This is a genomic window from Bacillus sp. CD3-5 (assembly GCF_006349665.1).
Lineage (GTDB): Bacteria > Bacillota > Bacilli > Bacillales > Bacillaceae_G > Bacillus_A > Bacillus_A paranthracis.
This window is the reverse complement of record NZ_VEPX01000005.1, coordinates 150,017-163,731: the sequence shown is the minus strand read 5'-3', so window position 1 is coordinate 163,731 and position 13,715 is coordinate 150,017. Positions and strand designations below refer to the sequence as shown.

The window sequence follows — 13,715 nt, the reverse complement described above, 5'->3', positions numbered from 1 at the left end:
TTTAGTATGTGTCATAACGGCGGATAAGTTTTCAATATTTTTAAACGTGATAACAAATAAAATACCTAAGTTCAGAAAGGAGTATCTACATTCTGAACTTAGGTATTAACAATTAAATTATTCACTTATACTAACGTTTCATCACAAAGCTCTGTTACATTTTTAAAGTATTGCAAGTTCTCCTTCGCTTCAGCTTCATTAAATAAATTGAGCTGCCTCATTATTTCAGTAGCAAATTCAACGTACGCAGACCCTACCGCTGTTATTATTTTTCCATCAACCGTTACATCTTTGTTTTGTTTATATTCCCATTCATGTAAATGAGCTAATTGTTTTTCATCTGATGTTAATGATGTTGAGAATTTCTTCTTATTCAGCACCCCTGCTGCATGTAATAAAGATGTTCCGGCACAAATACCCGCTATCCATTTATTTTGCTTATGTAATTTGTTCACAATAGATAACAATTGTTCATTTTCTAAATGATCAAAAATATGTCCGCCTGGTACGATAAACACTTCATAGTCCTCTATTTTAATTTGCTCAATAGAGACATGTGGTTGACACAAAAAACCGCCTTCTCCTGTAACTGTTTTTCCGTCTACAGTTGCTGTTATTATTTCAAATTGCTTACTTATCAAAAATAAACTCGCTATATTCACTTCAAATTCTGCAAATCCATCAAACAAAAAAATTAAAGCTTTTCTCATATTATCTCCTCCCCCTATACTTATTCGAAGACAATCACCTTTCTCCTCCAAAAAAAAAGCAAACCTGCATCACAGGTTTGCCTCTTTGCTCTCTTTGCTCACTTCTTATTAAATCCTTTTTCACTTAAAAACTCTTTCATATGCATTCTTTTTTCTTTAGACATAAACGAACTCATCGATTCCGTCCATGTTGCGTTTTTCTTATTTGATGATCTTTCTTTATAATACGCGCTCATCGTTTCATCGTATTCATTTAATAATTCATCATATTTCTTTTCATCATATCCATTTTCATGAAGGATTGCTGCTATCGGTAAACGTGGTTTCACTCCGTGATCTTCATCTGGTACACCGACTGTCATTCCGAATACAGGATATACTTTATCCGGTAAATGAAGCAATTCGCTCACTTCTCTCGGATTATTACGAATACCACCAATATAACAAATACCGTATCCTAACGATTCTGCTGCTAACGCCAAGTTTTGTGCGAAAAGTGAAGCATCTACTGTCGCAACGATAAAGTCTTCTACTCCTTCATGTTTTATCTCGGTACCATGTTTTTCACATGCCATTTCAAGTCGTTTTAAATCTGCACAACAAACAAAGAATGCTGCGCAATCTTTCACATGACGATTTCCGGATAACTCTGCTAGTTTCGCCTTTAAGTCTTGATCTGTTACATATATAACAGAATAAGCCTGTACAAAATGCGAGGAAGCAGCATGCTGCGCAGCTTGCACCATTCTTTCTACTACATCTTTCGGAATGGATTCTTCTTTATATTTACGAACTGAAACGTGTTGCTCCATTTTATGTATCATCTCATTCATGAAAATCACTCCTTTTTTCTCTTCCTATTGAAAAATTAACATATCTTTTCCAATATTCACAACTTATAAGCACAAAAAGAGCAATTCTTTTTGAATTGCTCTTTTTAAAAGATCTATTAATACGGTAAATGAAATTATATCGTCGATTTTTTCAATATATCAACGATTCCCTGCACTATATCGACTTACCGACAAATAACGACAAACTCACTCCGAATTATTCCTTATCTTATTACGCTGTTTTCAACACTTTAACACCTTTTACGATATTCCAAATGAAGTAATAAATCCCTACAAGAATGAATACTGCATATGTGATCATGATCCCAATTCCAGCACCATCAGATTGATTGAATCCTAAACCGTATATTCCTGATATCGCTATCCCTCCGAATAAAATTGCATATGGGAAAATATGTGACCAAAATGCTTTTTTCGCGTGATATTTCACTTCATCCTCTGCAACGAAGTACACGATAATTGGTAATAAAAATGGGGCAAAAAAGATACTAAAGTAACATAGTGAAGATAATATATTATTTCCTTTCATCCGATTCACCTCTAAATAGTTTTTGTTATCTTCATTATGTCAGGAATCCATTCTAGAAACTATCGCTTTACCTTTCATTAAGATGACATATTTGTAAGATTCCCCTCAAAAAATCCCGCCTATAATGCTAGGCGGGATCACTTTCACTATATTCGATTCATAAACCAATATTGCGTAATAGCTAAATACTCTCGTATATTCGATGGAATGACAATTCGCTTCGGTGTTTCGGCCGGAAGACCTTCTAATTGTAAACCTTGCTTAGCTGCTATTTTTTTCGCTCTAAACATGTGGAAATCGTTTGTTACGATCATTCCTTTTTTCATATTGTCCGGAATTAAAGGTTTTGAGAATTTAATATTTTCATCTGTACTCGTTGACTTATCTTCCATGATAATGCGGTCTTCTTCAATTTTTAGTTTCATTAATCCATTTTTCATTGCTAATGCTTCTGAAATATCTTCCCCTTTTCCTTTCCCTCCAGATACAATAGCAATTGCTTTCTCATGTGATTTCAAATACTCAGCTGCTTTATCAATACGATATTGCAATGAGTACGATGGTTTCGTTCCGTTCACTTTCGATCCTAATACAATGATATAATCAGCTTCATAGGTCGCATTCATTTGCCCATGCTTATAAATGTTATATTGTAAAAATCCCACATAAACGGCGCAAACCATTATAATTCCTATCATATACTTCATTATTTTTTTCTTTTTCATATCCATATACTCCTATGTTCTTTGCTTCTTTCATGATAATATCCATTTATTTGTTTGTATACAGACAAATTCCAATTCAACCTAATTTATCCTCTAGAAAGTAATATTTATATTTCTTTCGGGAACAGTAAGTACAACTTTGCACGAAGGAGTGTCTCTATTGCTTCTCTTTTTATGTAACGTATCGTTCTTTTTTATTTTATTTTTACTATCACTTAAGATGCTCGGTAAATCAGCTTTAGCACAACTAACTCCTCATGATTTTGGTGCTATTATCTTTTTATCTTATTTAGCTTTTCAAGCCATACCAGTCTCTGGTGCTTTGCAAGCTTTTCTCGGTATGGTCGTTATTACATGTTTGCATTTAATCCTTACAAAATTAAGCCTATTCAACAAACTAAATCGTTTTATTCTCGGGCACCCGATTATTTTAATTAAACATGGTGATATTATTTTTGAGAACTTACAAAAAAGTAGGTATCCCATTGCTGAATTACTTTCTAATCTTCGCGTCGCAGGATACCCAAGTGTTCATGAAATTGAATACGCTATTTTAGAAGCGAATGGAGCCATTAGCATTTTACCAAAGCGTGAACTTGTCCCATTAACTCCGAAAGATTTGAATATAGATGTTAAGTATGCTGGATTACCAATTGCCCTTATCGTTGATTCACAAATTCAATACGATAACTTAAAGTTAATTCATAAAGACAAAAAGTGGTTATATAAAGAGTTAAAAGAAAAAGGAATTACAAATATTAAAAACGTTGCCTTTGCTTCTGTTCAAGAAATTGATGGATCTTTTGCTATCAGTTTAAAAAAATAAAAAATCCCCTTACTTGCTCAAGGGGATTTTCTTCATTATATTACTTTTTTCTCACCTACCATATTTAATGGCACAGGATGTTTCATTCGATTCATCGTAAACACGATAATCGCTGTCAATACTTCAGCTACTGGCATAACGAGCCAAATTCCGTTTATCCCAAATAATTTCGGCATAATCCATAATAATGGAATAATAAATAGTAACCCTCGACTCATTATAATAAGTACTGATTTTGTCGTTTGTCGCACTGATTGGAAGTACTCTCCATATACAATGTTATAACCTAAAAATACGTATTGGATAAAGAACAAGCTAATACCCGTTAATGTTAACTCCAATAACTCTGGAGATTGGACATCAAATAGACCAATAATATATTTCCCAAAGAATAATCCGACAATTATTGCAACGCCTCCAAGTACAACTGCAATTTTCACTGCAAACTGCAATCCTTCACGAAGTCTCTCTGCTAAATTGGCACCATAATGGAAACTAGCAATCGGTTGTAATGCAGCACCTACCCCAAAGAATAATAGTAATGTCATTGCATGAATACTATTCACCATCGCATAAGAAGCGACTCCTACTTCTCCTGCATATTGAACGAATGCAATATTAAAACCAATCGTTACAATCGCTACTGTACTTTCTGCTGTAAAGCTCGGGAAACCGATTATCATAATTTGTTTTACTGTATCCCATTCAAAATGGAATTTCGTCCATTTTAAAATACTACTTTTTCTAAAGAAATGCGTTAATAATACAAGGAAACCAATCGCTGCTGAAAGAATAGTTGCTGAAGCAGCTCCTGTTACGCCCCATTTAAAGATGAAAATAAAGATATAGTCAAACACTATATTTAATACAGCTGTTACAACTAAACCTGCCATTGCTAAATTAGGATTTCCATCATTTCGTATAAATGTACTTAAAATATTTTCTAAAACGTATATCATTCCAAATGTTAATAATACGTGTAAATAGTCTAACGCATACGGTAAAATCACTTCGTTTGCACCGAATAAGTATGCTAAGTCTTCTATTCTCCATAAGCAAATCGCCGCTAAAACGCCTACGATAATGACTGCTATCGTCATGGATTGAGTAAAAATAGACCTTGCTCTTTCAATTTTATTTTCACCTAATGCAATGGAATATAACGTTGCCCCGCCCATCCCAATCCATAATGAAATAGAGAAGAAAATTGAAAACGCTGGAATAGCCACGTTTACTCCTGCTAAACCGTTCGCCCCAACTCCTCTACTAATCATGACCGCGTCAATTACAATATTCACTGACATTAATACCATTCCAAGAACGGCTGGTATTAAATAAGAAATAAATAAACTTTTTATTGGTTTTTCTCTTAATTTTTCTGTTGCTTCCATACTATTATGCTCCTTTTTTCAACTCTCTTTTCTTAGTTTAAACCTTCAAGTAACTTGAAGGTCAATAGAGAATTTAAAAAATAGGTAACTGAATTATATGAATGAATGTAAATTTGTAATCAATTCAAAGGTTTTCATCTTATTTTTTTACTACAGGAATTTGAATTTCTGTTACTTGCTCCTCTGGATTTTCTGTTACAGACCAATCGATTAATCCAATCTCAATCGAATCTCCATGTACTTCATAACCTTCTTTATCAATGTATGTAAGTAACTCCTTGTACGTTGCATCTGTTTCTTCATACGGTCCATGATGATAAGAACAAGCATATAAACCTTCCTTAATCTCATCTGAATTATGCACTTCATACGGCATATAATCCAAAAGAATAAACACGCTACTATACGCTTGAAACTCATTTTGCATGAATCCTTTTTTCGCCACTGTTACACCAATATCTCCAGAAAATAAACTATCATCCATTTGCCTCATATTTTTTTGCAACGAATGGATGTAGTACTCAAACATATCATCCGTCGTATTCGGAGCAACCGCAATGGCTGTTATTTTTCGCCGCGGGATCTCTTTTATTACCATTTGTTTAGCTTTTGCTTTTGTTGCTTCCTTAATCAAATGAATTCTATGCTCCATTTTCGCCAAAGCATACTCAATTTCTCTTTGTTTTTTCAACATCATTTCTTGTTGTTTTTCCAACAAATTGAGTGCGTATGCTGGATTTCTTTCATCAATATATTTCTTAATTTCCTTTAATGGAATATTTAATTGACGTAAAAACTTAATCGTATCTAATAGTGAAAATTGATCGATTGTGTAATAGCGATAATTTGTTTGTGGGTCCACAATGGACGGATGAAAAATTCCTTTTTCATCATAATAACGTAAAGTAGATTCCGCTATATTATGCATTTTTGCCATTTCTCCAATTGTAAAGCGTTTGTTTAATAACATCTTTTATTCCCTTTCATTTCTATTTATTTCATTATATGTTCATTCTGCCTTCAAAACAAAAAAGAATTCCCGTAAGAGAATTCTTTTTATTCATTATTACACCTCTATAATTATAGGAAGAATCATCGGTTTTCTTTTCGTACTCGTATATATATACTTCCCTAAAGCTTCTCTTACTTCTCTTTTCAAAATACCCCAGCTATTCACTTTCTCTTTCTTTACATTATTAATCGTAATAACAGCTAATTTATTTAATTCCTTCAAAAATTCTTCTGAATCACGAACATAGACGAATCCACGAGAAATAATATCAGGACCTGAAATTATTTCTCCATCCACTTTATTAAAAGTAATAACTAAAACGAGCATTCCATCTTCTGAAAGTTGTTTTCGATCACGTAATAATGCATTTCCAACATCACCAATTCCTAATCCATCTACATATATATTTCCTGCTTGTATTTTTCTCGATTGAATTGCCACTTGATTACTTATATCTACAACATCTCCATTACGAACGATAAAGATATTTTCTTTTTCGACACCAATTGATTCCGCTAGCAAGCTATGGTGATGTAGCATTCTAAACTCTCCATGAATGGGGATAAAATATTTTGGCTTCATTAATGTGAGCATTAACTTCAATTCTTCTTGATATGCATGGCCAGATACATGGACTCCAGTAGAACTGCCTGATCCGTAAATCACTCTTGCCCCTAATGCAAATAAGTTATCGATAATTCGCGAAACATTACGTTCATTTCCTGGAATAGGAGTCGCAGCTATAATAACTGTATCTTCTGGTAAAACATCTACTTGCCTATAGTTTCCACTAGCTAAACGCGCTAAAGCTGCCATTGGTTCTCCTTGACTTCCTGTACAAAGTATTGCGACCTGCTTTGGATCTAAATTATTTACCTCATTTGCTTCAATTAGCATACCATCTGGAATATTTAGATACCCTTTCTCTAGAGCAACTTCTACTACATTTACCATACTTCTGCCAAGCAAAGCCAGTTTTCGATTTGTTTTTATACAAGCTTCAACTATTTGCTGAACACGATTCACATTAGAAGCAAAAGTAGAAATAATCACTTTCCTATTTGCTTTCATAAATATTTCCTCTATCCGTTCCCCTACCGACCTTTCTGATGGGGTAAATCCAGGTCGTTCTGCATTTGTACTTTCAGATAGTAAAGCTAATACACCTTCACTACCTATTTTAGCCATTTTATGAATATCAGGATGTTGATTATTAACTGGTGTTAAATCAAATTTAAAATCACCTGTATGTACTATAGTACCTTCTGGTGTATGAAAAACAATACCGAGGCAATCTGGAATGCTATGATTCGTTTTAAAGAAAGTTGTCTTAATAGCACCGAAATCAATTTCTGATTCTGAATGAATAACGATTAATTCTGTATCATCTTGAAGGTTATGTTCCTTTAATTTAATTTCAATTAAACCTAACGTTAACTTCGTAGCATAGATTGGTACGTTTAGTTGTTTTAAAAAATATGGTATTCCCCCAATATGGTCTTCATGTCCATGCGTCACGACTAATCCGCGAATTTTTTCTTTATTTTCTTGTAAGTAGGTGACATCTGGAATGATTAAATCAATTCCTAATAAACTTTCATCTGGAAATTTTGATCCACAGTCAATAACGACAATATCATTTTCAAATTGAATAACATACATATTTTTCCCTATTTCATTTACTCCACCTAAAGCAACGATAGACAAGTTATTTTTTAATGACTTCAAATGATAAGTCCTCCCTTTCACATTTATAATTCGTGAAATAACATTTAGGCTTTATTATTTGTAATGAAAAAGGACTTCATACTATTTCATACATATATAAATTCACACGCTACTCTTATATGTATATCCCCAATTACACAGTCTCTCTCTAAAAAAGCCCCCATTTTTCCATTGATTTTTTGTAAAATCTATTATATATTAATTACAGGTTCAAATTACGAGTTCAAAAGAACTTGTAATCAGACCCTTTGTTTAATGGGTTTTACATATTTTCATTAGGCAAATTCCGAGAAATCGTATGATAAAAATAAAAATGATAAGGAGAGGATCCGATGGAATTCGAATTTTTCTTTCAAATCGCACTTATTTTATTAAGTACAAAGCTTGCTGGTGATCTTAGTGTCAGATTAGGTCAACCTTCTGTACTAGGTAAATTAATTGTCGGTATCGTTATCGGTCCAGCTGTATTAGGTTGGATTGAAAACTCAGAACTTCTAACACAATTAAGTAATGTTGGTGTTATTCTTTTAATGTTTATGGCAGGACTTGAAACAGACTTAGAGGAATTAAACGCAAATCGTAATTCTTCTTTAGCTGTTGCACTCGGAGGTATCATTCTTCCATTCGTAGGTGGTTACGTTTCTGGTCTTATTATGGGAATGGAACAAGGAAATGCTGTATTTTTAGGATTACTTCTATGTGCGACAAGTGTTAGTATTTCCGTACAAACACTTCGCGATTTAGGAAAGATGAAAACACGTGAAAGTACAACTATGCTGGGCGCAGCTGTATTTGATGACATTCTTGTCGTTATTTTATTAGCATTTGCAATGAGTTTCCTAGGTACAGACGATGTTAACTTAACAATGATTATCTTGAAGAAAGTTGTATTCTTCGCTTCTATTATTTTAATCGGATGGAAAGGTGTTCCTGCGATTATGCGCTGGTTATCACCGCTACGCGTATCTGAGTCTATCGTGAGCGCGGCTCTTATCATCTGTTTCTCATTCGCATATTTCGGCGAACTATTAGGAATTGCTGGTATTATCGGTGCTTTCGCAGCTGGTATTGCGATTTCTCAAACGAACTACAAACATGAAGTAGAAAAGAAAGTAGAGCCAATCGCTTACGCTATGTTCGTTCCAGTATTCTTCGTAAGTATCGGTATGAATATTACATTTGATGGTATTGGCGATCAAATTTGGTTCATCCTAGCATTAACAGTAATCGCTGTATTAACGAAACTAATCGGTTGTGGCTTAGGTGCACGAATGACTGGATTTGATGCTAAGTCTTCTGCAATTATCGGTTCTGGAATGGTTTCTCGTGGTGAAGTTGCACTTATCATCGCAGGAACAGGACTTTCTTCAGGTCTACTAGCACAAGATTACTTTACAGCTATCGTTATTGTCGTTATTTTAACTACAATGATTACACCACCAATGTTAAAATACACTTTTGGTGCAAAAGATAAAGCAATGAAAGCAAGTAAATAAGCTTTCTACAATAAAAAGAGATTACTATCTTATAAGATAGTAATCTCTTTTTTGTTTTGTCTTTAAACGATCTTGTTCTTTTTTAACCAGTTTTCAAAAATAGTTCGTGCTGGTTCATCATCCATATCATTACTAAATGCGTTCCATCGCTGTCTTCAACGTTCCAACAACAAAGGCAATTTCTTCACTTGAAATAATAAGCGGTGGTGCTAGCGTTAAAACGTTATTATATCCTGCTGTTGTCATACCGTTTCTACCTATAATCAACCCTTTTTCTTTACAAGCATTTACCACACTTGCAATTTTGTCGTTATCAATTGGCTCTTTCGTCTCTTTATCGTTTACTAGTTCAATTCCCACTAGTAGACCTTTTCCTCTAATATCCCCAACAAGTGGATGCTCTCCAATTTCTTCTTTTAATTGTTCTAATAAAAGCGAGCCCATTTGTGCAGAGCGCTCAATTAAATTTTCATTCTCCATAATTTCTAAGTTTTTAAGTGCTAGTGCACAAGCTGCAGGATTTCCACCAAATGTATTAATATGACGGAAGAATTCATATTCTCCCTTTCCTTTAAATGCTTCATATATTTCTTTTTTCACAGCTGTTGCTGATAATGGTAAATACGCACTCGTAATCCCTTTTGCCATCGTAATAATATCTGGCTTCACATCATAATTCATAAATCCAAATGCTTTTCCTGTACGTCCGAAACCGCAAATCACTTCATCGCTAATGAGCAATGCACCGTGTTTTTGACACATTTCATGAACAGCTTTCATATAGTCCTGTGGCGGCATTAAAATGCCTCCGCCCGTAATAATTGGTTCCATAATAAAAGCTGCAATCGTTTCACTTAATTCCCATGTCATGACCCGATCTACTTCTTTTACACATTCGACATCATAAATATTCTCTCTTTCTATTCCAGGCATACGATAACAATCTGGCGGCGTCACATGTAAAAATCCTGAAGCAAATGGCTCATATTGATATCTACGCTGTGCCTGTCCCGTCGCTGCCATCGTTGCCATTGTATTCCCATGATACCCGCGGTAACGTGACATAAATTTATAACGATGTGGTTCACCTTTTTGCGCATAGTATTGTCTTGCTATTTTAAAAGCTGTTTCGTTCGCTTCCGAACCACTATTAGAGAAGAAAATAACATACTCCCCTCCAAGCCATTCATTTAATTTTTCTGCAAGCTTTATAGCCGGTTCATGTGATTGTGACATCGGAAAGTATGATAATGTTTGTAATTGCTTATATGCCGCTTCTGCAAGCTCTTTTCTGCCATATCCACTATTCACACACCAAAGACCACTCATACCATCTAAATATCTTTTTCCCTGTATATCTTCAATCCAGCACCCTTCTGCTTTTGCCCCTACCATTGTACTATTTGGACTAAAGGGACGCATTCCGTGCCAAACATATTGCTCATCTTTTGCTAATAATTCATCAGTCTGTTTCGTTTTCATCATTTCTTCCACCTTCCATAACAACTTATTTTTCACAAAAGCTGCGCTGGTACCATGATGATTTAAATTTCTCCCTGCTTATTTTCATTCCACAAAATTAAGACAAATCCTACTTACAAAGCAGTATTATTTACAAGAAAATGACAAAAGAAAAAGGAGCTTTTCTTATCTATCGAAAAGCTCCTCTTTTTTAATGCGAAGACGCGTCACTAATACCATGCCCAGTATTAGATTTCACGAGAATTTCATCAAATTTTGCTGCATCTTCTTTCTTACTAGATAAAACAGTTCCTAAATACGCTGCAAGAAATCCAAGCGGAATCGAAATAATTCCAGGTGTCGTATATGGGAATATCGCTTCCCCAACAAATATAGCTTTTCCAGCTACAGGGTTCCATACATTTGGGCTTAACGCTACAAGAACAATAGCTGATACAAGACCAGCAATCATACCAGAGATGGCACCTGTTGTATTGAAGCGCTTCCAATATATTGTGAATAATATAACTGGCAAGTTTGCACTCGCTGCAACTGCAAATGCTAAAGAAACTAAAAATGCTACGTTCAACGTTTGAGCAAATAACGCTAGTATAATAGATAATACAGCTACTCCAATAGACGCATAACGAGCCATGGATACTTGCTCTTTTTCCGTTGATTTCCCCTTACGGATAATTTCATTATAAAAATCATGTGCGAATGCGGATGCTGCTGTTAATACAAGGCCTGCCACTACAGCTAAAATCGTTGCAAAGGCAATTGCTGATACGAAAGCAAATAAGAAATCTCCGCCCAATGCTTTCGCTAATAAAGGTGCTGCCATATTACCAGCTGGATTTGCTTTAATAATCGCCTCATTTCCTACAAACGCCGCTGCCCCAAATCCTAAGAAAATCGTCATAATATAAAATGCGCCAATTAACCATGTCGCATATACGACAGATTGACGTGCCGTTTTTGCATCACGTACTGTAAAAAAGCGGACAAGAATATGTGGTAACCCTGCTGTACCAAGAACTAGTCCTAAATTTAAAGATAGCGTATCAAGACCATCTTTATACTTTACACCGGGATTTAAAAACGACTCTTTTAACGGAGTAGCTGTTTTCATTTGCGCGAACATTTCCGTCACACTGAAATTAAATTTAGCGAAAACGATTACAGAAATAATAAATGTACCGGCCATAAGTAATACTGCCTTAACAATTTGCACCCAGCTCGTCGCAGTCATACCACCAAAAATAACATACACAGTCATAAGTGTACCAACGATTAATACAGATGTTGTATATTCGATTCCTAATAGTAATTTAATAAGTGCACCCGCACCAACTAATTGTGCAATCATATAAAAAATGGATATCGTCATCGTATTAAGCGCTGCAACTCCGCGAACTTTTTTCGCATCAAAACGCGCCGCAATCATATCTGCTAATGTGTATTTCCCCAAGTTTCTAAGCGGCTCTGCAACTAAGTATAGTACAACTAAATAAGCAACTAAGAAACCGATACTATAGAAGAAACCATCAAACCCAGTTAACGCGATCGCTCCTGCTATACCAAGAAAAGACGCAGCAGACATATAATCTCCCGCAATGGCCAGACCATTTTGCCAACCAGTTAATCCCCCTCCAGCTGTATAAAATTCACTCGCATTTTTCGTTTTCTTCGATGCAAAATAAGTTATGACGAGTGTACCAAGTACGATGATTAAAAATAGTGCAAAAGCGGTTGTATTCAAAGTTAGCCCCTCCCTTTTTGCATCTCTTGCAGAATATTTTGTGAGATTTTATCAAAGGATTCAGCTTTTTTGCTGTAAATCATACATAATGACCACGTCATAATAAATTGTGCAAAAGCAAATACCCACGCCCACGTAACATCACCAAATGCCGATGTATTGAGTACCTTTGAATACGATGTTAAAATAGGTAAAGTAATAAAAAAACTTAAAAAGAAAATACTCATCGGAACGATAAACTTCTTTTTCGTATTTAATAACAATTGAAATTCTTCTGACTGAACAACCTCTGTATAATTCACCTCATTTTGTAACTTACGTGCTGACGTATCATCTCGTTTCATTCTCTAATCCCCTCTCTTACTGAAAGTACAATTCCCCCTTGCATAACCAAAAACTAAATTTTATAAATATTCAGAAACTTATTTTCATTTTAGACAATCCATACATTCCTGCAAAGATTTTTCGATAGACATTTTTCGGCATTTTCCCCTAAATTTTTAATATACTTTTTCAACATAAAATTTACGCACCAGTGAAGCTTTCATACTCATTAAAATAGAATAAAAAAGTAGTGCTTATCGCACCACTTCTGTTTTTTTCTCCTTTTCTAAATTACGAGCTGTTTCGCTTAATTCAACGTCTTTTCCATCTTTAAGCGTTCCAAATATGAAATCGAATACTGGATTTGAAACACCGAACCAAAACTTTTCATTTTTATAATGGTGTAATATGTGCTGTTTTTTTAGCCACCTACCAAACTTAGTGACAGGGCGAATTGGCTTATGTGCAATATAATGTTTCCATTCATAAACGAGAAGCATAATAATCATTCCGATTCCGAATGAAAGTGTAATGGTAACACTTTTTGTTATCACGTATGATATAAGTAAATATATAGTAAAGCTCGGTATACTAAACCATACAGGTAAAAATAAAAGTTTTAAATCATCTGGATATACGTGATGGTCATAATGTAATCTTCTTAGCATTTTTAATAAAAATACGTTTTTAGGTGGTTTTAAATGAAATAAAAACCGATGTGTCATATATTCGTTTAGCGTATAAAAAATAATCCCAAACAAACATGCTAACAAACCGATCCATGTGAAAAATTGCATTTTTAAAATAATAATAAAAACAAATAAAATACTATACATAATAACGATATCATGTTGTAAAAAGAACTCTTTCCCCACCCTCTTCATCTTCCTTCCCCCT

At 34.5% G+C, this 13,715-nt stretch carries 13 protein-coding genes; 2 read left to right on the top strand and 11 right to left on the bottom strand.

Going from position 1 to position 13,715, the window contains the following annotated elements; all coding sequences use genetic code 11:
- Positions 1 to 125 precede the first annotated feature (125 nt).
- From FH036_RS12270 to FH036_RS12255, 4 genes are all read right to left on the bottom strand, one after another.
- Positions 126 to 710 carry a type 1 glutamine amidotransferase family protein gene (locus FH036_RS12270; protein WP_139895796.1) on the bottom strand — a complete coding sequence of 195 codons (585 nt, stop codon included), beginning with the start codon at positions 708 to 710 and terminating at the stop codon, positions 126 to 128.
- A 98-nt stretch (positions 711 to 808) separates the two neighbouring features.
- A complete protein-coding gene (nfsA, locus tag FH036_RS12265; RefSeq protein WP_001004534.1) occupies positions 809 to 1,543 on the bottom strand; it encodes an oxygen-insensitive NADPH nitroreductase in 735 nt (244 codons plus the stop codon).
- A gap of 232 nt (positions 1,544 to 1,775) precedes the next feature.
- A complete protein-coding gene (locus FH036_RS12260; RefSeq protein ID WP_000678037.1) occupies positions 1,776 to 2,093 on the bottom strand; it encodes a magnetosome magnetite crystal formation protein family in 318 nt (105 codons plus the stop codon).
- Between the two features lie 146 nt (positions 2,094 to 2,239).
- Positions 2,240 to 2,791 (bottom strand): YdcF family protein, encoded by a 552-nt coding sequence (locus FH036_RS12255; RefSeq protein ID WP_306821671.1) that lies wholly within the window; start codon positions 2,789 to 2,791, stop codon positions 2,240 to 2,242.
- A 187-nt stretch (positions 2,792 to 2,978) separates the two neighbouring features.
- On the opposite strand from FH036_RS12255, the gene FH036_RS12250 reads away from it, so the two are divergent.
- Entirely contained in the window at positions 2,979 to 3,644 is a 666-nt protein-coding gene (locus tag FH036_RS12250) for a DUF421 domain-containing protein (protein WP_000923934.1), read from the top strand.
- A gap of 35 nt (positions 3,645 to 3,679) precedes the next feature.
- On the opposite strand, the gene FH036_RS12245 is transcribed toward FH036_RS12250, so the two are convergent.
- The 3 genes from FH036_RS12245 to FH036_RS12235 all read right to left on the bottom strand — a co-directional run bounded on the left by FH036_RS12245 (position 3,680) and on the right by FH036_RS12235 (position 7,775).
- The gene (locus FH036_RS12245) at positions 3,680 to 5,035 is read right to left on the bottom strand and encodes an MATE family efflux transporter (protein ID WP_000388376.1); all 1,356 of its coding nucleotides are present in this window, start codon (positions 5,033 to 5,035) and stop codon (positions 3,680 to 3,682) included.
- A gap of 139 nt (positions 5,036 to 5,174) precedes the next feature.
- Positions 5,175 to 6,005: a MerR family transcriptional regulator gene (locus tag FH036_RS12240; protein WP_000925927.1), complete on the bottom strand. Its 831-nt coding sequence runs from the start codon at positions 6,003 to 6,005 to the stop codon at positions 5,175 to 5,177.
- Positions 6,006 to 6,101: 96 nt separating this feature from the next.
- The gene (locus FH036_RS12235; protein WP_044790361.1) at positions 6,102 to 7,775 is read right to left on the bottom strand and encodes a ribonuclease J; all 1,674 of its coding nucleotides are present in this window, start codon (positions 7,773 to 7,775) and stop codon (positions 6,102 to 6,104) included.
- A 332-nt stretch (positions 7,776 to 8,107) separates the two neighbouring features.
- Between FH036_RS12235 and FH036_RS12230 the strand changes: the two genes are divergently transcribed.
- Positions 8,108 to 9,271, top strand: a complete 1,164-nt coding sequence (locus FH036_RS12230; protein ID WP_000393887.1) for a cation:proton antiporter — start codon at positions 8,108 to 8,110, stop codon at positions 9,269 to 9,271.
- Positions 9,272 to 9,403: 132 nt separating this feature from the next.
- Here the strand turns inward: FH036_RS12230 and FH036_RS12225 are convergent, their stop codons facing one another.
- The 4 genes from FH036_RS12225 to FH036_RS12210 all read right to left on the bottom strand — a co-directional run bounded on the left by FH036_RS12225 (position 9,404) and on the right by FH036_RS12210 (position 13,702).
- On the bottom strand, positions 9,404 to 10,753 hold the full coding sequence (locus tag FH036_RS12225; RefSeq protein WP_000850947.1) for an aspartate aminotransferase family protein: 1,350 nt from the start codon (positions 10,751 to 10,753) through the stop codon (positions 9,404 to 9,406).
- A 190-nt stretch (positions 10,754 to 10,943) separates the two neighbouring features.
- Positions 10,944 to 12,494 carry a solute symporter family protein gene (locus FH036_RS12220; RefSeq protein ID WP_001098251.1) on the bottom strand — a complete coding sequence of 517 codons (1,551 nt, stop codon included), beginning with the start codon at positions 12,492 to 12,494 and terminating at the stop codon, positions 10,944 to 10,946.
- 2 nt (positions 12,495 to 12,496) lie between these two features.
- Entirely contained in the window at positions 12,497 to 12,838 is a 342-nt protein-coding gene (locus tag FH036_RS12215) for a DUF485 domain-containing protein (RefSeq protein WP_000817378.1), read from the bottom strand.
- A 234-nt stretch (positions 12,839 to 13,072) separates the two neighbouring features.
- Positions 13,073 to 13,702, bottom strand: coding sequence for a sterol desaturase family protein (locus tag FH036_RS12210; RefSeq protein ID WP_000832152.1), 630 nt, complete (start codon positions 13,700 to 13,702; stop codon positions 13,073 to 13,075).
- Positions 13,703 to 13,715: the final 13 nt, after the last annotated feature.